The following is a 20,656-nucleotide window of genomic DNA, read 5'->3' on the forward strand; positions in this document are numbered from 1 at the left end:
TCAGTCGACATCCTGCGCCAGCAACTGCCGCACGCCATCCCACGCTTCAGCACGCATCTGCGCCAGATCCAGCCCCGGTATCACGCCGTCATCCACGACCACGCGCCCGCCGACGAGGCTGTATTTCACGGCAATCGGTTCCCCCGCGACCACCGGCGCCACGGCAATATCGTGGAAGCCAAAGAATCGTGGATGGTCCAGCCCGTAGATCACCAGATCCGCCGCTTGCCCGACCTCTAACGTCCCGACCGCGCCCAGCCCCAACACCTGCGCCCCACCCGCCGTGCCCCAGTGGATCACCTCTTCAGCAGTGGTCGCCGACGCGCCTTGTTCGGCGCGGTGAATCAACCACGCCGTGTGCGCTTCGCCGACCATGCTCCCGGATTCATTGGACGCCACGCCATCCACTCCCAGTGAAATCGGCACCCCGGCCTCGACCATTTGCGGCACGGGCGCGACGCCGCTGCCCAGCCGTGCGTTGCTCACCGGACAATGGGAAATGCCGGTGCCGGTTTGCGCGAGCATGCGGATTTCGCCGGGTTGCAGGTGCACGGCGTGGGCGAACCAGACGTCGGGGCCGAGCCATTCGTGTTCGGCGACGAATTCCACCGGCAGGCAGTTGTATTTCTCGCGGCAGAAGTTCACGTAGTTCTGCGTCTCAGACAGGTGCGTGTGCAAGCGCAAATTGAGGCCACGGGCGGTGTGTGCCAGCTCCCGAAGCAAGGTCGGTGGCAGGGAAAAGGTCGGGGTGGTCGGGGCGACGACGACCCGGCGCATGGCATCGGGTGTGTCCTGGTGATAGCGAGACTTGAGCCGCTCGATGTCACCAACCATTTGCTCCAGCGATTCCGGTTGCAGCGCCGTTTTCGAAAACCCCGGATGGGCGCTGGCGGACTCCAGTGCGCCGCCCCGGCACAGCACGAAGCGCAGGCCAAATTCGTCGGCAGTGTCGAACAACTGGTCACCGCTCTCGGTGCTGCCATGGGCGTGATAGAGGTAATGGTGATCGGCGCATGTGGTGACGCCGGACAGCAGCAGTTCCACCATTCCCAGCCGTGCGGCAATCCGGGTCAGTTGCGGCGTAAACCGGTTCAGACGCGGGTAAGGCACGCTCGCGAGCCAGCCTTGCAGGTCCTGATTCAATCCTTCGGGCACGGCTTTGAGCAGGTTCTGGAACAGGTGATGGTGGGTGTTGATCCAGCCCGGATAGACCACCGCGTTGCGCGCATCGATCACTCGTTCGCCGGGTTGCGCCACTAAGCCCACCGCCATCTCGGCGATGCGGCCATTGACGATGCGGATGTCGACTTTACCGGCACGGGCACGCGGGCCGCGCAGGCCGGTCATCACCGCCACAGGGTTTTTGATCAGGATATTTTGCAGTTGAGTCATGGTCGGCTCCGGTCAGAGGATGTGGGAGGCAGGTTTGGTGGACGCATCGGGCACGCTGACGCCGTTGAGCGTGGCGTTGAGCAACACCGACACCAGGCAGGCGATCACCACGCTGCTGTGCAGGAACGGCTGGCACCACTCGGGCATTTGCTTGAACAGGGTCGGTGCCAGCACCGGCACGAGGGCGGCGGCGATGGTGAAGCCGACGATCAACACGTTGTAGCGATTGCGCTCGTAATCGACCTTGGCCAGGGTCTGAATCCCCGCCGCTGCGACCACACCGAACATCGCAATCCCGGCACCGCCCAGCGCAGCCATGGGCATTGAGGCGATGATCGCCCCGGCCTTCGGCACCAGCGCCACCGAGCACATCAGCAAGCCGCTGATCGCCACCACCCAGCGACTGCGCACGCCGGTCAGAATCACCAGCCCGACGTTTTCCATGAAGGCAATGAACGGGAACGCCGCGAACATCCCAGCGATGGTGCTGGCCAGGCCATTGGCGCGCAGGCCGTTGATGACTTGTTTCTCTTCCACCGGTTTGTCGACGATGTCGCCGATGGCCACGAACAGCCCCATGGACTCGACCATCTGCACGATCATCACCACCACCATGGTCGCTATCGGAATCAGGCTAAACGTCGGCAAACCGAAGTAGAACGGGTAGGGCACGGTGAACCAGGGCGATTCCTGCACGCTGTGAAAACTGCCCATACCCAGTGCGTAAGCCAGCCCCGCGCCGACCAGCATGCCGACGAGCACCGCCATGTTGCGCATCATCGGGCTGCCATAGCGGTTGACCAACAGGATGGTCGCCAACACCACGGCGGCCACGGCGAGATAGGCCGGGGCGCCGAAGTTACTGGCGTTGCGCCCGCCGCCGACCCATTCATAAGCAATCGGGAACAGCTGCAAGCCGATCACGGTGACGATGCAACCGGTCACCACCGGCGGGAAGAACCGGCGTAATCGACCCACGAACGGCGCGGCGAGCATGGTAAAGATTCCCGCGCCGATCACCGCCCCGCAGACCCCGGCGAACCCCACTTGTGGGTTGGTGCCGATGGCGATCACCGGGCCGACACTGCTGAACGCCACGCCCTGGAGAATCGGTAAACGCACGCCGAATTTCCAGAAACCGACGGTTTGCAGCAGCGTGGCGATGCCGGAGCAGAACAGCGTGGTGCTGATTAGCACGACGGTATCGGCCTGGGACATTTTCAAGGCGCTGGCGACAATCAACGGCACGGCGATGGCGCCGATGTACGAGACGGCCATGTGTTGCAGGCCGAGGGTGAGCATTTGCCGCACCGGCAGAATCTGATCGACCGGGTGCACGGTGGAGACGGTAGTGGCTGACGACATGGGGAAACACCTCTTGCTGTTTTTGTGCTGTAGAGAGGGGTATTCGTTCTGATGCCGGGTGGCGACGGTTTCCCCTGTGGGAGCGGGCTTGCTCGCGAAGACGGTGTGTCAGACAAATGGATGTCGACTGACACGGCCTCTTCGCGAGCAAGCCCGCTCCCACAGGGTTTGCGTTTGGTATCAGGCATTTCGTTCTCGTGCCCGGAACCGCCATCCACCGGCTCCGATGCTGTGTTCAGCCTGCCAGGCAGGCGGCAAAGCCCTGGTTCAGCGCCGCGCGGTCCAGGTCGCGGCCGATGAACACAATCTTGCTGGAGCGCGGTTCCGTGCCCCACAAAGTAGAGGCGCGGAACTCGACCAGGCTGTGCACGCCTTGCAGCACGTAGCGTTGGTCTTGATTCGCCACCGACAGCACGCCTTTCATGCGGTAAAGGGTGTCGGCCTGCTCGCTGCGCAGCTTGCTGATCCAGCGATGAAACGCTCCCAGGTTCACCGCGCCGTCCACGACGATCCCGACTGACGACACGCTCGGGTCGTGTTCATGGTCCGGTTCATCGTGATGGTGTTCTTCGGCGTGATGGTCGTGCTCCGAACCGATTTCCATCAGCTTCTGAGTCGATTCAAACGCGCCGATCCCGAGGATTTTCGTCAGGTCGATCTCGGCATAACTGGACGTCACCAGCTCCGCTGTGGCGTTCAACCCGCGAATCTTGCCGCGCAGTGCTTCCACGTCTTCGGCGCTGACCAGATCGACCTTGTTGATCACAATCCGGTCGGCACACACGATTTGATCCACGGCCTGGTTGTCGACGCCATCGAGCTGCAAATCCTCCAGGTGCTGGGCGATGTGTTTGGCATCGACCATGGTGACGATGGCGTCGAGTTCCACTTCATCGGCAATCGGGTCGTTGATGAAAAAGCTCTGGGCCACTGGGTACGGATCGGCCAGACCGCTGGTTTCGATCAGGATGTGATCGAGCCGCACCGGGCGCGCCACCAGTTCGCGGACGATGCGCACAAGGTCTTCGCGGACTTCAGCGGTGCAGCACACGCAACCGTTGACCATCTCGTAGATTTCTTCGGTTTCGGAGCTGAGTACCAGGTCGCCGTCGATGCCGACTTCGCCGAATTCGTTTTCGATCACGGCGATTTTTCGGCCGTGGTTTTCCTTGAGGATGTAGTTGAGCAGGGTGGTTTTGCCGGCGCCGAGGAAACCCGTGAGGATGGTCACCGGGATTTTGCGGTTCGGGGTGGGGGCGTTGAATGGGCTGTTCATGTGAGGCTCCTTGATGACGAATTGACCGGTGCACATTGAATTGCAGTGATGCTGCTTTTGGTGGGAGCGGGCTTGCTCGCGAAAGCGCTGGATCAGTCGCCATTACCGGTGAATGACACACCGCCTTCGCGAGCAAGCCCGCTCCCACAGGGTTCTGTGGGTTCTCGCCAACGCAACGCTGTACCGGCGTCGAGGCCGAACAGGTCGAGGACACGGCCGAGGCTGTGATCGACCATTTGCGAAAGATCCTGCGGGCGGGCGTAGAAGGCCGGCACTGGCGGGGCGATGATCCCGCCCATCTCGGTGATGGCAGTCATGTTGCGCAGGTGCGCGAGGGTCAGTGGGGTCTCCCGGGCCATCAACACCAGCGTGCGGCGTTCTTTTAACGTGACGTCAGCGGCACGACCGATCAGCCCCGAAGACGTGCCGGTGGCGATCTCCGCCAGGGTGCGCATGGAGCACGGTGCGACCACCATGCCCAGGCAGCGAAACGAACCACTGGCGATCCCGGCGGCGACATCGTCGGCGCGGTGGTAGTGGCTGGCCAACGCGGTGACGTCCGCCAGTTTGTAGTCGGTTTCATGGGCCATGGTCAGCAGCGCGGCGCGGCTGATGATCAGGTGGGTTTCGATGTTCAGCTCGGCGAGCAACTCCAGCAGGCGCACGCCGTAAATGAACCCCGACGCACCGCTGATCCCGACCACCATCCGCTGGCGGTTCATGATTGATAGCTCCGCAGCAGATTGCGTGCCCGCTCGACCACCTCCTGATCCAGTTGCGCCTTGATCCCGTCAAAGCCCGAACCCCGCGTCGCGTCGAGACCCATGCGCGAGGTCGTGCCGTTGACCGAGGACGATGGATCGAGCGGACTGCCGGGCAAGCCGTCGATGACGAAGATGTCCTGATGCGGCTGGAAGTGCGTGGCCAAAGCCCAGAGCACTTGGCTGTCATCGGTGATGTCGATGTCGCTGTCCACCGCGATCACGGTTTTCAGGTACGGGTCCCAGCCGAGCAGGGCGAGCATGATCTGTCGCGCTTCGCCGTCGCGGCTTTGGTCCAGCGCCACGTAGCAATGAAAGTGCGTGCCGGAATTGGGGTAGTGCACGGCGGTGACGGCCGGGAAACGCGCCTTGAGCTTTTCACTCATCTCCGCTTCCCTGGGCAGCCGCGCCAGGGTCAGGTGTTCGGCGTAACGCCCGCCGACCACGTCCACCAACCAGGCGTCCTTGCGCCGCATCAGGGTGTCGACGCGCAGCACGTTGTTGGTCGAGCGATCCGAGGAATAACCGCTGAATTCGCCGAACGGACCTTCTTCGGCATAGGCCGCCGGATCGATGGCGCCTTCGAGTACAAACTCGGCGTAGGCCGGCACGCCGATGCCGTAACGCGGGGTCTTGACCAGTTCCAACGGAGCGCCAAACAAACCGCCGGCCACCGCGCGTTCATCGCTGCCGTAGGGCAAGCGTGCAGCAGCGGCGAGCATGAACAACGGGTGCGCGCCGACCACCATCGCCACGCGCAATTCTTCGCCACGCTCGCGGGCGGTTTGCAGCATGCGCCACAGGTGACCGCGTGAATGCAGGCTGGTGGCGAGGGTCTGGCGGGCATGGCGCATCGAGCGGTGATAGCTCATGTTGGCGATGCCGGTGATTGGGTCTTCGGCAATGATGATTGCGTTGGTGATGTACGGCCCGCGGTCGCTGTCGAAGTGCTTGAGCATTGGCAGTAGCGCCAGGTCCACGGCTTCGCCTTCGAAGATTTCATCCAGCACCGGGCCGGTTTCGACGTAGCGCGGCGGGATTGGCTGGTTGGCGCGGGCCTGGAAGGTTTCGTGCAACTGCGCCGGGGTGACACCGAAGATCCGGGCGATGCGGCTTCGGGAGGCAAACAGGTTGGTCGCCACCGGTACGCCGAGATGGCCGACCTTTTCGCAGATCAGCAGCGGATCGCGGCCTTGTGCGGCGAGGGCGTCGACCAGGGCGGTGACGTCCTGGTCGGCTGAAAGTTGTTGCTGAATCGTCAGCACATCGTCCGGGTATTGGCGGCGATAGGCGTCGATGAAAGCGTGGAAGTCCTGGGTATCGCCGAGCGTCGAGAGGGTCATGGTTTCACCTCGTAAAAAAGCAGTGCCGTTCACTCAGAAAATCTTGAGGCGAGTGAGATCCCTGTGGGAGTGAGCCTGCTCGCGAAGGGCTCAGCACATTCAACATCTCTGTTGACTGACACACCGCATTCGCGAGCAGGCTCGCTCCCACATTTGATTTGTGGTGTTCCAGTAAAAATGTTCACCGCGAACCCTGTGGGAGCGGGCTTGCTCGCGAATGCGGTGTGTCAGTCAACAGAGATGTTGAATGTGCTGAGCCCTTCGCGAGCAAGCCCGCTCCCACATGGGTTGTGTACCAACCTAGAGGTAGGTGGTGGTCAGGCGAATGTCCGCCTCGATCAGGTCTTTGGGTGGCGGTGTCGGTTCGATGCCGCACAACCGGGCGATGTTGTTGCCCAGGTAGTCTTCAAGGTGATCCTCATCGATGCCCAACCCTTGCGGTGCCGGCGAACACAGCACTTCAAGCTCACGCAACCACATCCCCGGCTCGTTGGGCGGTGAATCGGTGCCGAACACGATTTTGTTGCGCGGCAACTCCTTGGCGAATTCGACGATCCGCGACTGGAAGCACCAGCCGGATTCGCAGTAGACGTTCGGCGTGTCCATGGCCATCCAGAACGCCTCGAACGAGTAGTTGCCGCCGGTCTGGATACCGAAGTGGCCGATGATGAAATTGACCATCGGGAACTCGCGGATGATCGGGTAGAACATCGTCGGAATGGTGTACGGCCCGTCGCCGGTATGAATCAGCACCACGATGTTGTACTTGGCGCAAACCTTCATCGCCGGGCGCAGCCAATCGAGTGCGCGGTCCGGGCGGTAGCCGTGCATGTTGGCGTGCAGCTTGAGCATCTTGAAGCCGTATTCCTTGATGTGGAATTCCAGCTCCGCCGCACCGTTTTCCGGTCCCCAGCGCGGGTTGAAGTTGAAGTTGCCGATGAAACGGTCCGGGTACTTCATGCACAACTCGGCGATGTACGACATGTAGTCGCGCACACCTTCACGGCCCCGGCGGTTGCCGTCGCGATAACCGGTGTTGCCCGGTGGCGGCTGGATGAAGCCCATGTCGATACGGCGCGGCTTGCCGTTGATCATGTACGGGCCGTCCATCAGCTTGAGCATGCGCTCGCCGGTGAACGGTTCGCCGGTGTGGCGCCAGGCCTCGTCGACCAGGTTGGTGGGGTGCAGATGGGTGTCGATAATCATCGGTTCAGCTCCTGGCCAGTTGGGTGGTGACGGGGCGCTTGAGTTGCGCCTCTGCTTCGCTGACGGTGCGCGGCGGCGGGGTCGGTTCGAGGCCGATCATCCGTGCGGTGTTGTTGCCCAGGTAGTCTTCAAGGGTGTCCTCGTCGAGGTTCAGGCCTTGGGGCGGCTCATGGCAGAGCACTTCGAGCAGGCGCAGCCACATCCCCGGTTCGTTTGGCGGGGTGTCGGTGCCGAAGAGGATTTTGTGGGTTGGCAGGACCTTGGCGAACTCGACAATCCGCGATTGCAGGCACCAGCCCGATTCGCAGTAGACGTTGGGTAACTCCATGGCCCATTGCATCGGTTCGAATACATAGACGCCGCCGGTCTGCACGCCGAAGTGGGCCATGATGAAATCGACGTTGGGGAATTCCTTGATCATCGGCACCCATTCCGACGGGATGCTGTAAGGGCCGTCGCCGGTGTGCAGCTTGACCGGGATGCCCAGCTCGGCGCATTTCTCGAAGCACGGACGCACCCAGTCGAGTGCCCGGTCCGGGCGATAGGCGTGCATGTTGGCTTGCATCTGGACCATCTTGAAGCCGTGTTCGGTGACGTAGCGCTCAATGGCTTCGACGCCGTTTTGCACACCGCAGCGCGGGTTGTAGACGAAACAACCGATGAAACGGTCCGGATAGGTCTGGACCATTTTCAGGGTGTAGGCCATGTAGGCGTCGATGGATTCGCGACCGGTCAGGTCGCCGTCGGTCCAGGTGTAAATGGTGTTGCCCTGGGGCGGCTGGATGAAGGCTTTGTCGATGCGGCGAGGTTTGCCGTTGACCATGTACGGGCCATCCATCATCTCCAGCAGACGCTCGCCGGTGAACGGGTCACCGTCATGCCTCCAGGCGAGGTCCACCAGGTCGGTGGGATAGCAACTGATATCGATGATCATTGAAGTCGATCTCCTGATAGCGGGGAAGGGAGCCTCTGGGCTCACAGCAACCACGTCCCGGGTCATCGGCCATTTCTATGCGCACGAATGCGCATTCCCTCGCCTGGTCGCATCCGGCTCGGGACGCTGGCTGCTTGGGGGGAAGTATTGGAAGGGGGGATTGGGTTCGTACAATATTAATTGGGCGGGGTGTTGATACCCGTTCGATATCGACCGGCAAACCGATCGACCGATCGTTCCCACGCTCTGCGTGGGAATGCCGCCCGGGACGCTCCGCGTCCCATTGGAACGCGGGGCGTCCCTTGATGCATTCCCACGCAGAGCGTGGGAACGATCAGTGACACAAATCCTGCACCCACTGAAGATCCACTGTGGGAGCGGGCTTGCTCGCGAAAGCGTCAGCCCTGTGTACGCAAAGCCAACTGCTTGATCACCTCAACCACCGGCGCCACCCGCTCAGCCTGCCCTGGAGGCCACACCGCATACAGGTTGTAATGCGCTGGAATCTGCGCGTCATTGAGTTCCACCAAACGCCCATTGCGCAACGCATCCGCTGCCAGCAACCCACGCACCAGCCCCGCGCCCACCCCGGCCTCGGCCGCTGCAATCAAATTCGCCGCATTATCAAAAATCACTCGCGCCGACGGTTCCACCGGAGTCATGCCCGCTGCATCCAGCCACGGAATCCACGACCTTCGCGTATATCCCAGCAACGGCAATTCCAATATTTGTTCCGGGCTGATCGGTACTTGCAATCCATACCGTTCCAGTAGCGCAGGCGAGGCCACGGCCCGGACACTGTCCCCACAAATCTGCGTCATCTCGCAGTCATCCCAATCGCCATAACCGTAGCGCAATGCCAGGTCCACCCGTTCAAACGTACTGCGATCCGAACGTGGCATCGACAACAACACCACCTCATGGTCCGGCAATAAATTCAGTAGCTCAGGCAAGCGCGGATTGAGCCTGCTCTGGGCCAGTTCGCTGTCGACATCGATGGTCAACCGTTGCGCCACGCTGCGGTTTTTCACCGAGGACAACGCCCGGTCAATCTGCGCCAACCCGTCGGACAATACGCTGGCAAACAACTGCCCTGCATCGGTCAGGTTGCTGCCGCCGCCTTCACGCACGAACAGCGGCTGGCCGATGAAGTCTTCCAGCGAGCGGATCTGTTGGCTGATGGCGCTGTGGGTCAGGTCGAGTTTGCGCGCGGCGCTGGAGAAGCTGCCGCTGCGGGCCGCCTGGATAAACGCGCTCATGGACTGCACCGACGGGTATCGCTTGTACATGCTGTTAGTCCTACTTACACAGGATGGCAGAAATCGTCGCTGGCCCGCTTTTACGCAGGCTTCCAATAATCGATCACCAGGCCTGCACAAAGACGGGCCGCTCTCTTGGAGCCTGACAATGATCGAATTCACGGTAAACGGCGAACGACACGAGCTGGTAGAGGCGTCGCCCTCCATGCCCTTGTTATGGGTATTGCGTGATCACTTGAAACTCACCGGCACCAAGTTCGGCTGCGGCATGGGCCTGTGCGGTGCATGCACCGTGCACCTGGACGGTGTCGCGGTACGTTCCTGCCAACTGCCGGTCGCTGCCGTGGCGGGGCACAACATCACCACCATCGAAGGCTTGTCGCCCACCGAACAGCATCCGCTGCAACTGGCCTGGGTTGCCGAAGATGTGCCGCAATGCGGTTACTGTCAATCCGGGCAAATCATGTCCGCTGCGGCATTGCTCAACACCGGTGGTGCGGTGAATGATGAGTCGATCCGCAATGCCATGTCCGGCAACCTGTGCCGCTGCGGCACTTACGGGCGGATCAACAAAGCCATCAAACGCGCGGCCAATGCGCCGAAGGAGGCGTGATGACGAATCTGTCGCGCCGCCTCTTCCTCAAGCAATCGGCCACCGTCGCGGCAGGGCTGGCAATTGCATTCCATTTGCCTTCGGGCATCGCGGCGACACCTGCATCGGCAGGTGAATTTGAACCCAATGCCTGGGTCCGCGTGCTGCCCGACGGCACGGTGAAACTGGTGGTGCACAAGCACGACTCCGGCACCGGCACTCAGACTGCGCTGGCGGCGTGCGTGGCTGAGGAACTGGACGTCAACCCGATGACCGTACAGGTGATCACCCCGGAAAATCCGTTCTTCGAGGCCTACATTCATCCAGTCTGGAAGGTCTTTTCCACGGGCGGCAGCACCAGCGTTTCCCTGGAATATGATCGCTTGCGCATGGCCGGTGCCACGGCACGCGCGCTGCTGATCGCGGCGGCGGCCGGGCAGTGGAACGTCAGCCCCGACAGTTGCACCACCGAGGACGGTCGGGTGCGGCACGGCGCCAGCCAGCGCAGCCTCGGCTATGGCGAACTGGTTGCCGCCGCCGCGCACCTGCCAGCGCCGGTCAAGGTCACGCTGAAAGACCCGGCGCAGTTCAAATACATCGGCAAACTGCGGCACAAACGCGATGCGGCGGCCAAGGTTTGCGGGCGGTTCAAATACAGCATCGATGTGGTGTTGCCCGGGATGCTGGTCGCGGTGATTCAACGAGCGCCGGTGGTCGGGGCGAAAGTGCTGTCGGTGGATTCCGTCGCCGCTCTGCAGGTGCCGGGTGTACGTAAAGTGATCGCGATTCCTGGTCGTCCGGACGTGCTCGGTGGCAATCTGGAAGGCGTTGCGGTGTTGGCGGATAACTATTGGGCGGCTCATCAGGGTCGCGCCGTGCTCAACGTGCAATGGAGCGATTCGCCGTTGGCCGGATTTGACAGCGATCAGTTGGCCGCCTCTCAAGCCGCGGCCATCGAGGACAAGCATGCACAGCGTGTGACAGCGATGGCGGCGGGTGACGTGAACGCGCAATGGCCGACCGCGGCGAAGCTCCTCGAAGCGGATTACCGCATGCCGTACAAGGTGCAAAACCCGCTGGAACCGATTTGCATCACCGCCCACGTCAAGAACAACGGGATCACCTACTGGGGCGGGGTTCAGGTGCCGTCGTCAGCCCTTGAGGCGGCAGAAACGGTGTGCAAGATCGCCAAGGACAAAGTCACGATCAACGAGTTGGTTTCCGGCGGCAGCTTCGGTGCCCGGGAATCCAAGTACTGGCTGTTTGAAGTGGCGTACCTGGCGCAACAGGCCAGGGTGCCCGTCAAGTTGATGAACAGTCGCGAAGATGAAATGCGCGCGTTGTTCATGCACCCGGCCACGTTGCATCGGGCCAAAGGCGCATTGGACGCTGAAGGGCGATTGACCGCGTTGCAGCTCAACGCGGTGTCACCAGCCTCGCCGGAGCAATGGGAACCGGGCTATTTCGAACGTCCCGACAAGATGGATTACAGCACCACCGAAGCCATCACCGCGTGGGACTTTGCTTATCGCCCGCCGCACCTCGATCTGGCCTGGGTCAAGCACGAAAGCAACGTGCCCAGCGGCTGGTATCGCTCGGTCAGCTTCATACCCAACGTGTTCGCCGTGGAAAGCTTTATGGACGAACTGGCCCACGGTGCCGGGCAAGACCCGTTGGCTTTTCGTCTGGCCAATATGAAAGACCGGCCCCGGCACGTGGCTGTGCTCAAGAGCGCCGCCGAGCGCGCCGGCTGGGGGCAGCCATTACCGGAAGGCACGGCGTTGGGAATCGCGACGAATCAGGGTTACACCAGTTTTATTGCGGTGGTCGCCCGGGTCTCGAAAAAGGACGGCATAACGAAAGTCGAGAAGCTGACCTGCGTGGTCGATTGCGGCTTGGCGGTGTCGCCGGGCGGGGTCGAAGAGCAAATCTATGGCGGGCTGATGTGGGGCTTCGGCCACGCGCTGTTCGATCGTCTGGACATCAAACAGGGCAGGGTGGTGCAGAGCAACTTCCACGACTACCGGGTGACGCGGATGTCCGACATGCCGGCCACGGACATCCTGGTGCTGGACGGCGAGCCGAGCAAACCCGGCGGTGTCGGTGAGTTGGGTAGCCCGTCGGTGGCGCCGGCCATCGCCAATGCGTTGTTCAGTCTGACTGGCGTGCGTCAGCGCTCAACGCCGTTGAGCCTGGGGTGAGCCGCCATGGACCTGCGATTGCTGCGTTACTTCATGGCCCTGGCTGAAGAGTTGCATTTTGGTCGGGCCGCCGAGCGCTTGCACATCTGCCAGCCACCGCTAAGCCAGCAGATTCGCTTGCTGGAAGAAGAGCTCGGCACGCCGTTGTTCGAGCGCAGCCATCATCGGGTCGAGCTGACGGCGGCCGGGCAGATGCTCAAGGAGCAGGCGCCGCTGGTCTTCGAACAGTTGAACCGCGCACTGGACCTGACCCGACAAACCGGTCGCGGGCAACTGGGGGAACTGGAGATCGGCATGATCAGCTCGGTGATGGTCGGCGTGCTGCCCCGGGCCTTGCATCTGTTTCGCGAGCGCTATCCGCAGGTCAATTGGCGTTTGCATGAAATGACCCCGGCGGCCCAGGTCAAGGCGTTGAAGGCCAAACGCATCGATGCCTGTGTGTTCCGGGTCGGTTCAGATGATCCGCTGTTGCGCAACGAACTGCTGATCTACGAGCCGATCCGGGTGGTCATGCCGGCCGACCACCCGCTGGCCCGGCGCGAAAGCCTGGCGCCTGCGGACCTGGCGCAAGAACCGTTTGTGGCGCTGGAACTCAAGCAGTCACGGTTTGCCGATTTTCTCTATCAGTGCTGTATCAAGGCCGGGTTCACGCCGCAGATTCGCCAGCAGGTAATCGAGGTGCAAACCTTGCTCAGCCTGGTGCGGGCCGGGTTCGGCGTGGCGTTGCTGCCGGCCTCCATCGAGCAAATGGCCCCGGCCGGGCTGGTATTTCGCCGCCTGACCCCGGCATTGCCGGAAGTGCCGCTGTACGTCACCTATCGCGCCGACGATGCATCGCCGGTGCTCAAGCTTTTTCTTGATACGTTGCGTGAGTTGGTGATGCAGGAAGGTGACCAACGAAAATCCCTGTAGGCGCTGGCGATGGCTGTGATCTTGGGATCAAGATCAAAAGATCGCAGGCTTCGCCAGCGCCTACGGGGGTTGGGTACAGCGCGGATGTAAGCATCTCCGTAGGAACTGCCGAAGGCTGCGATCTTTTGATTTTTGGGGCCGTCCTCCCGAGAGTTACGGGACGTAATGATCGAAAATTCTTGTAGTGAAAGATCTGTCCTTCACGGCGGATGCGAGGCTACATCGCCTTGCGCCGTTGCCTACAGCTACGCCAGACACAGTGGCTCCCACAGGGGAACCGGGTTCACAACGCGGGCCAAGGCGTCTCGGCTGCACTATCCCAGCCCCCTGCGGTCGTAATCTTCACAGGGCGGTGCTTAAAGGCACCGCCGCAATCGTGGAGACCCAATGAGCCAGGACGTCCTGACCACCGAAACCAATCGTCGTCAGTTGCAGCAGATCATCGCCGGTTTATCCGACGGGGTGATTTTGCTGGAGCTTGACCAGACCATTCTCTGGGCCAATGACGCCGCGCTGGCGATGCACGGGGTCAAGCAGATCGACGAGTTGGGCACCAATGCCGAGGAGTACGCTCAGCGTTTCGCCTTGCGCTATCGCAACAATCACCCGGTGCCGGCGGACAATTACCCGATCAACCGGATCGCCCGGGGCGAGATTTTCAGTGACGTGCTGGTGGAAGTCATACCGGCCGACGACGAAGAACGCATGCGGGTCCATAGCGTGCGCAGCATGGGGCTTGCTAACGGCGCCGGTGAGCCGGAATCCATGGTGCTGATCATGAACGATGTTACCGAATGGGCCAGCGCCGAGCAGCGTTTCGAGAAAACCTTCAACGCCAACCCGGCCCCGGCGGTGATCTGCCGTCTCAGCGACTTGCGCTACATCAAGGTCAATCAGGGCTTCCAGGAAATGACCGGCTACAGCCGTGACCAGGTGATCGGCGTGTCGATCTATGAGCTGGACATCCTCGAAGGCGCGGAAAAGAAAGACCTGGCAATCGAGCGCCTGCGCCAGCATTCGACCATTCCGCAAATGCAGGCCGAGCTGAAGCTGCCGGATGGCGGCAGTAAGCAGGTGATCGTGGCCGGGCAACCTCTGGAGCTCAACGAAGAAGATTGCATGCTGTTTTCGTTCGTCGACATGGAGCCGCGGTACAAGGTCGAACTCGCCCTGCGCCAGAGCGAGGAACGTTTCGCCAAGGCCTTTCGCCTGACGCCGGTGCCGACGCTGGTGTGCAGCGCCGAGAATCAACTGGTGATCGACGTCAACGAAGCCTTCCTCGATACCCTCGGCTACCCTAGCGAGGAAGTCCTCGGCAAGACCGTGACCGAGGTGGATTTTATCGATGACAAGAGCACCCGTACGCGACTGTTCGCGGCCCTGGAGAAGGCCGGCAGACTGGATCGTGTCGATGTGCGGGTGCGCAAGAAAGGCGCTGAGCTGATTGAGTGCGCCGTGTCGGCCGATACTGTGAATATTCAGGACAGCCCCTGCTACCTGTTGGTGTTTATGGACATCACCGAGCGCAAACGCACCGAGCTGGAACTGGTGTCGGCGATTGAAGAGGTGATGAAGGACGCATCCTGGTTCAGCCGCACCCTGATCGAAAAACTCGCCAACGTGAAGAGCGTCAACTCGCCGAAGTTGCCCAGCGTGTCGTTCACCGACCTCACGGCTCGGGAACGCGATGTGCTCGGGCTGATCTGCGAAGGCCTGGCCGACAAGGAAATCGCTGCGCGCCTGAAGCTGGCACCGAACACCGTGCGTAACCACGTCTCCACGGTGTATTCCAAGCTGGATGTGCACAGCCGCAGCGAGGCGATTGTCTGGGCGCGGGAGCGCGGGTTGTTCTCCAGCGAGTGGCGACCGAAGGGCCAGTGATAAGGTGCAAATGCACTAGTGGCGAGGGTGCAAATGTAGGTTTTGGGCAGGGGTGACAGTTCTTAATCTGTGAGGGTGCGGTAGGCGTCTCCGGAGCGCTATCGCGTCCCCTTCGAAACAGCTAAAGGAACAGCCACATGGGTCACGAACAGTTCACCAATGCCATCGATTTTGTAGCCGTGGTCGGGTGAATCAGGATGATTTATCTGACGCAGTTGCGTACTCAATTGGAGCAAAGTTTTTCGCCGCTGGCCTGTGATTGTGCGCTGACGGGCGACAACTCGTTGACCGTGAAACTCTATCACCCAGTGTCGGGGCAGGTGGATCTGGTGGTCAGCGGGTTGAGTATCGCGAACCTCAGAACTTCAGAGGCAGTGGTGGCGTTGATCGAAGAGCTGCGGTATGAGCTTGAGAGCAATGGTTTGCATCGGCCCGAAACCTCGTAAGTTTTACTGCTGTGGGAGCGAGCCTGCTCGCGAAGGCGGTGTGTCATTCAACAGTGATTTTGAATGTTATGGCCCCTTCGCGAGCAGGCTCGCTCCCACAGTGGATTGATGTTTCCCCCCTCATTTGTGATCGGCACACAACTTCGATAAAGGGTGTTTACTGGCATTGGCCGGTAGCTAGGCTATAAGAAATGCGTGGTACTTATTTTCTGTGACCGGGACTGCGGCTGCGCGGTGTTGTTTTCGAGTCGCGGAAACACGTCGATCAGCCACCGCAGGCCAGCCTATGAACAGTCTTGGGAAACGCCTTTTTACACCACTGTCGCTCGTATTCTGCGCGGTGATGTTAGGTGCTTGTGCCAGTCCTCCGCCTCCGCCCCCCGTTACACCACCGCCACCGCCTGAACGCACCTGTCAAACCATGGATAAAACCGATGTGATGGGCGATGCGCGCATGGACGCGCAAGTGACTCGCGTCACCACCACCACACGCTGCGTTACTCAGTAAGTCCGTTGAAACCTCGCGTCGAGAAGATTGTGCTGGTGGCCGACCTGGTCGGCACTGCGGTGTTTGCCGTAGAAGGTGCAATCAGTGCCATGCGCAGCAACCTCGACCTGCTCGGGGTGATGGTGATTTCTTTCATTGTTGCCCTGGGCGGCGGCGTGACCCGGGACCTGCTGATCGGCGCGACGCCTCCCAATGCCGTGGCCGACTGGCGTTATCCGGCCCTGGCGTTCTTGATGGGCGGTGTCGCATTTGTCTTTCATGAGCAGGTGTTGGGTTGGTCCGGTTCGACGTTGATTGTGCTGGACGCCGCAGGGCTGGCGTTGTTTGCGGTGGCCGGGGCGCAGAAGGCGTTGAATTTCGGAATCTCGCCGTTTGTAGCCTCGCTCATGGGCACCATCACCGGGGTCGGTGGCGGCGTATTACGGGACATCGTGCTGGCGCGAGTGCCGGTGGTGTTGCAGGAAGATCTATACGCGAGTTCGGCCTTTGTCGGCGCGGCGGTGCTGATCGTTGGGCGGCGATGTGGTGTGCCGCCGGTGGCCGCCGCGCTGTTGGCCGGCGCGGCATGCCTGATGTTGCGGTTGTTGTCGGTGAATTACGGCTGGCAGTTGCCGAAAGTCATGGGCGGCTGAGCCTCAGACCTCTTCAAGCCTGACCCAGCGCGACTCGTGGGCGGCCAGGCGAATGGCCGTCGCCAGGCGTTCGACTTCCCAGGCCTGTTCGAAATCCGTTCCCCCTTGGCTGAGTCCGGCCAGCGCCATCACCAGATCATGCACTTCCAGCGTCTTGAGTTCGTTGTAGCCAAGTTGATGCCCCGGTGCCGGGCTGAACGCCGCATAACCTGGCAAGTTCGGCCCCGCCAGGAGACGCTGGAAGCCATCCTGGCCGACACGGAACAGACGCAATTCATTCAAGCGCTCCTGATCGAAAATCAGCGTGCCTTTGGTGCCGCTGATCTCGAAACTCAGGTGATTCTTGTAACCGTGCTTGAGCCAGCTACTGCTGAACGTGCCCCGGGCGCCGTTGGCAAACCGCAGCAGCGCATGGACCTGATCGTCCACCGCGATGGCGCGTTGCTCCTGGCTGCCGGCAGTGGCGGGGCGTTGCCGGTGCACGGTCTGGGTATCGGCGCACACGGCTTCGACATCGCCCATCAGATAACGGGCCATCGCCAGCAAATGACTGCCCAGGTCGGCCAGCGCACCACCGGCATGCCCGGCCTCGCAACGCCAGGACCAGGGCGAGGCGGCATCGGCCATAAAGTCTTCGCTGAACTCGCCCTGGAAACTGACGAGATCGCCCAGTTCGCCATTCTGAATCAGCTCGCGCGCCAGGCCAATCATCGGGTTGTGCTGATAGTTGTAACCGACCCGCGTTACCACACCCGCGGCTTTGGCCGCCAGGCGCATGGCGTTGGCCTGTTCGAGACTCACCGCCAGGGGCTTTTCGCAATACACCGGTTTGCCGGCGGCGAGGGCGGCCATGGCCATGGGGTAATGCAAGTGGTTGGGCGTGGTGATGGCGATCAGGTTGACCTTCGGGTCATCGATCAGTTGTTGCCAGTCACTGTGGGCACTGTCGAAACCCCAGGCCTCGGCACACTGCCGCGCGCGCTGCGGATCGGCGTCGGCCAGAGCGGCGAGCTTGAGCTTCAAGGGCAGTTCGAAGACCGCGCTGACATTACGAAACGCCAAGGCATGGGCACGGCCCATGAAACCTGTGCCGATGAGTCCGATACCGAGTTCGCGCATAGCCGGGGTCCTTTTGGATTTTTGTTTTCAGGAGGGCTATTTATGGAATAAATATTCTTTATATGCAATATGTAGAATAAATATTCTCAATGCTGTGATGTTCCTCGTAGAGCTGCCGAAGGCTGCGATCTTTTGACTTTGATCGTTCCTACGCTCTGCGTGGGAATGCAGCCCGGGACGCTCCGCGCCCCAAAAGCGTACGCAGAGCGTCCGTTGAGGCATTCCCACGCGGGAGCGTGGGAACAATCAGCAGTGAACGGCGGGCAATAAAAAGGCAGCCCTGAGGCTGCCTCTCGTGTATCCGTTGAATCAACTCAGGACAGAAACCCCCCATCCACATTCAACGAAACCCCAGTCGTATAGCTCGATGCATCGCTGGCGAGATAAAGCACCGCGCCCGCCATTTCACTCGGGTCCGCCACCCGCTTCAACGGAATCTGCTGCAGCGCAGTCTTCAGAATCGCATCGTTCTTAACCAGCGCCGACGCAAATTTGGTATCCGTCAGGCCCGGCAGCAGGGCATTGCAGCGGATGCCGAACTGCGCGCATTCCTTGGCAAAGACTTTGGTCATGTTGATGACCGCAGCCTTGGTCACCGAGTAGATGCCCTGGAAGATCCCCGGCGAGATGCCGTTAATCGATGCGACGTTGATGATGCTGCCGCCACCGTTGTCGCGCATCAGCTTGCCGGCTTCCACCGACATGAAGAAGTAGCCGCGAATGTTCACGTCGACGGTTTTCTGGAAGGCGCTGAGGTCGGTATCCAGCACGTTGCAGAACTGCGGGTTGGTCGCGGCGTTGTTGACCAGGATGTCCAGGCGCCCGAACTGTTCGCGGATAGCGGCGAAAACTTGGGTGATCTGTTCCATTTCGCCGATGTGGCAGGCGATGGCGGTGGCTTTGCCGCCGGCGGCGATGATCGCGTCGGCCACGTGTTGGCAACCGTCGAGTTTGCGGCTCGAAACGATCACATGGGCGCCTTGCTGGGCCAGCAGTTTGGCGATGGCTTCACCGATGCCACGGCTGGCGCCGGAAACGAAAGCGATCTTGCCGTCGAGGTCGAACAACTGAGTCTTGGACATGGGATTCTCTTATAAAAAGTCTTATTAGAAGGCCTGGATCAGAGGCTGGATTTCGAAATGACCTGCAAGCTCATCTGCTCCAGCAGTTTGTTCATGTGAATGAACTGCGCGAAGCGTTTGTCTTGGGTCTGACCATGGAAGAAACGGTAGTAAATCTGCTGCACGATGCCGGCAAGTCGGAACAGGCCGTAGGTGTAGTAGAAGTCGAAATTGTCGATCTTGAGCCCGGCGCGTTCGGCGTAGTAATCGACGAATTCGCGGCGGGTCAGCATGCCCGGCGCGTGGCTTGGCTGGCGGCGCATCAGTTGCACCGGTGCCGGGTCACCGGCCTCGATCCAGTAGGCGAGGGTGTTGCCCAAATCCATCAGCGGGTCGCCGAGGGTGGTCAGTTCCCAGTCGAGCACGCCGATGATCTGCATCGGGTTGTTCGGGTCGAGGATCACGTTGTCGAAACGGTAGTCGTTGTGGACGATGCTCGACGTCGGGTGGTCGGCCGGCATCTTGTCGTTGAGCCAGGCCTTGACCGCTTCCCACTGCGGCGCGTCGGGGGTCAGGGCTTTCTCGTAGCGTTCGCTCCAGCCTTTGATTTGTCGCGCCACGTAGCCTTCGGGTTTACCGAGGTCTGCGAGGCCACAGGCCTTGTAGTCGACCTGGTGCAACTCGACGAACTTGTCGATGAAGCTTTTGCATAACGCTTCAGTCTTGACGGCATCCAGGCCCAGTTCCGGCGGCAGTTCCGAACGCAGGATGATGCCGTTGACCCGTTCCATCACGTAGAACTCGGCGCCGATCACCGATTCGTCAGTGCAGTGCACGTAAGCTTTGGGGCAGTACGGAAAGCCGTCCTTGAGTTGGTTGAGGATGCGAAACTCACGGCCCATGTCGTGGGCGGACTTGGCCTTGTGGCCGAACGGCGGACGTCGCAGGACGAATTCCTGTTCGGGGTATTCCAGCAAGTAGGTCAGGTTCGACGCACCGCCGGGAAACTGGCTGATCGCAGGCTCGCCGCTCAAGCCCGGAATATGGGCCTTGAGGTATGGATCGATCAGGCTGGCATCAAGTTCTTCGCCGGAGCGGATACGGGTGGACTGATCAGTAAGCGCCATGCTTATCCCTTCTGCTTATTTTGGAGGCCGGACATCATTGGCTAATCTAATGGTGAGACGGGAGTGCCACAAGCGCGGCACGGTCTTATAGGTTAGCGTGTTGCTGGATAATCAGCGTTCCTGATGTGCGAGAAACGCCGCAGCGGGCTATGGTTCAGGGGATGCAGTGCTTCCAGGAAGGAGCTTTGAAATGGGCTGTCCGCAAGTCTGTGCCACCGCCACCCTGCAATGCAGCTTCGGCGCGGCGCCCGCCGTGCTCAATGTGCTGCCGGTGAACCGAACCCTGACCGGCGGCATGCCGGCCGCCAACATCATGGACCACATTCCGCTGGTGAACATCATGCCGTTCGGCGTGTGCATGAGCATGGCCAACCCGATGGTCGCGGCCGCCACCGCCGCGGCGCTCGGCGTGCTGACGCCCATGCCGTGCATCCCGGCCACCGCGTCCCCGTGGCTCCCCGGTGCGCCAACGGTGTTGCTGGGCAACATGCCGGCGCTGGATGCCAACAGCATCTTGATGTGCAACTGGGCGGGGGTGATCAAGATTGCCATGCCGGGGCAGATGCAGATGTTGATTCCCTGAGGATGGTTGTTGCCTTTGCTGGCTCTTCGAGGGCAAGCCTCGCTCCTACAGGTTTTGT

Annotated in this window: 18 protein-coding genes; 7 read left to right on the forward strand and 11 right to left on the reverse strand. The window is 61.1% G+C overall.

All coding sequences use genetic code 11. The features are described 5' to 3' along the window. From ACWIKB_RS20385 to ACWIKB_RS20420, 8 genes are all read right to left on the reverse strand, one after another. Positions 1-1,392, reverse strand: coding sequence for an amidohydrolase family protein (locus ACWIKB_RS20385; protein ID WP_475269055.1), 1,392 nt, complete (start codon positions 1,390-1,392; stop codon positions 1-3). A 12-nt stretch (positions 1,393-1,404) separates the two neighbouring features. Next, entirely contained in the window at positions 1,405-2,757 is a 1,353-nt protein-coding gene (locus ACWIKB_RS20390; RefSeq protein ID WP_475269056.1) for a nucleobase:cation symporter-2 family protein, read from the reverse strand. 235 nt (positions 2,758-2,992) lie between these two features. After that, positions 2,993-4,033: a CobW family GTP-binding protein gene (locus ACWIKB_RS20395; RefSeq protein WP_475269057.1), complete on the reverse strand. Its 1,041-nt coding sequence runs from the start codon at positions 4,031-4,033 to the stop codon at positions 2,993-2,995. 92 nt (positions 4,034-4,125) lie between these two features. Further along, positions 4,126-4,755 carry a UbiX family flavin prenyltransferase gene (locus ACWIKB_RS20400; protein ID WP_475269058.1) on the reverse strand — a complete coding sequence of 210 codons (630 nt, stop codon included), beginning with the start codon at positions 4,753-4,755 and terminating at the stop codon, positions 4,126-4,128. Next, positions 4,752-6,137 (reverse strand): UbiD family decarboxylase, encoded by a 1,386-nt coding sequence (locus tag ACWIKB_RS20405; RefSeq protein WP_475269059.1) that lies wholly within the window; start codon positions 6,135-6,137, stop codon positions 4,752-4,754. Before ACWIKB_RS20405 ends, ACWIKB_RS20400 begins: the two co-directional genes overlap by 4 nt. Positions 6,138-6,437: 300 nt before the next feature. Next, a complete protein-coding gene (locus tag ACWIKB_RS20410; protein WP_134418495.1) occupies positions 6,438-7,343 on the reverse strand; it encodes an amidohydrolase family protein in 906 nt (301 codons plus the stop codon). 4 nt (positions 7,344-7,347) lie between these two features. Continuing rightward, a complete protein-coding gene (locus tag ACWIKB_RS20415) occupies positions 7,348-8,277 on the reverse strand; it encodes an amidohydrolase family protein (RefSeq protein WP_475269060.1) in 930 nt (309 codons plus the stop codon). A gap of 398 nt (positions 8,278-8,675) precedes the next feature. After that, entirely contained in the window at positions 8,676-9,566 is an 891-nt protein-coding gene (locus ACWIKB_RS20420; RefSeq protein WP_475269061.1) for a LysR substrate-binding domain-containing protein, read from the reverse strand. 118 nt (positions 9,567-9,684) lie between these two features. Here ACWIKB_RS20420 and ACWIKB_RS20425 point away from each other — a divergent pair, with 118 nt between their 5' ends. From ACWIKB_RS20425 to ACWIKB_RS20450, 6 genes are all read left to right on the forward strand, one after another. Continuing rightward, positions 9,685-10,149: a (2Fe-2S)-binding protein gene (locus ACWIKB_RS20425; RefSeq protein ID WP_475269062.1), complete on the forward strand. Its 465-nt coding sequence runs from the start codon at positions 9,685-9,687 to the stop codon at positions 10,147-10,149. Beyond that, positions 10,149-12,329: a xanthine dehydrogenase family protein molybdopterin-binding subunit gene (locus tag ACWIKB_RS20430; RefSeq protein ID WP_475269063.1), complete on the forward strand. Its 2,181-nt coding sequence runs from the start codon at positions 10,149-10,151 to the stop codon at positions 12,327-12,329. Before ACWIKB_RS20425 ends, ACWIKB_RS20430 begins: the two co-directional genes overlap by 1 nt. A 6-nt stretch (positions 12,330-12,335) precedes the next feature. Next, positions 12,336-13,241 carry a LysR substrate-binding domain-containing protein gene (locus tag ACWIKB_RS20435; protein ID WP_475269064.1) on the forward strand — a complete coding sequence of 302 codons (906 nt, stop codon included), beginning with the start codon at positions 12,336-12,338 and terminating at the stop codon, positions 13,239-13,241. A gap of 387 nt (positions 13,242-13,628) precedes the next feature. Further along, positions 13,629-15,122: a helix-turn-helix transcriptional regulator gene (locus ACWIKB_RS20440; RefSeq protein ID WP_475269065.1), complete on the forward strand. Its 1,494-nt coding sequence runs from the start codon at positions 13,629-13,631 to the stop codon at positions 15,120-15,122. 197 nt (positions 15,123-15,319) lie between these two features. Continuing rightward, positions 15,320-15,568 (forward strand): DUF1652 domain-containing protein, encoded by a 249-nt coding sequence (locus tag ACWIKB_RS20445; RefSeq protein WP_475269066.1) that lies wholly within the window; start codon positions 15,320-15,322, stop codon positions 15,566-15,568. A 513-nt stretch (positions 15,569-16,081) separates the two neighbouring features. After that, positions 16,082-16,708, forward strand: a complete 627-nt coding sequence (locus tag ACWIKB_RS20450) for a trimeric intracellular cation channel family protein (protein ID WP_475269067.1) — start codon at positions 16,082-16,084, stop codon at positions 16,706-16,708. A gap of 3 nt (positions 16,709-16,711) precedes the next feature. On the opposite strand, the gene ACWIKB_RS20455 is transcribed toward ACWIKB_RS20450, so the two are convergent. From ACWIKB_RS20455 to ACWIKB_RS20465, 3 genes are all read right to left on the reverse strand, one after another. Next, positions 16,712-17,827 carry a Gfo/Idh/MocA family protein gene (locus tag ACWIKB_RS20455; protein WP_475269068.1) on the reverse strand — a complete coding sequence of 372 codons (1,116 nt, stop codon included), beginning with the start codon at positions 17,825-17,827 and terminating at the stop codon, positions 16,712-16,714. Positions 17,828-18,141: 314 nt separating this feature from the next. Beyond that, the gene (locus ACWIKB_RS20460; protein ID WP_054047414.1) at positions 18,142-18,909 is read right to left on the reverse strand and encodes an SDR family oxidoreductase; all 768 of its coding nucleotides are present in this window, start codon (positions 18,907-18,909) and stop codon (positions 18,142-18,144) included. 38 nt (positions 18,910-18,947) lie between these two features. Further along, positions 18,948-20,015 (reverse strand): phosphotransferase family protein, encoded by a 1,068-nt coding sequence (locus ACWIKB_RS20465; protein WP_475269069.1) that lies wholly within the window; start codon positions 20,013-20,015, stop codon positions 18,948-18,950. Between the two features lie 190 nt (positions 20,016-20,205). Between ACWIKB_RS20465 and ACWIKB_RS20470 the strand changes: the two genes are divergently transcribed. Beyond that, a complete protein-coding gene (locus tag ACWIKB_RS20470) occupies positions 20,206-20,598 on the forward strand; it encodes a DUF4280 domain-containing protein (protein ID WP_475269070.1) in 393 nt (130 codons plus the stop codon). Positions 20,599-20,656 lie beyond the last annotated feature (58 nt).

The sequence above is a fragment of the Pseudomonas sp. 5Vm1k genome (assembly GCF_056161485.1).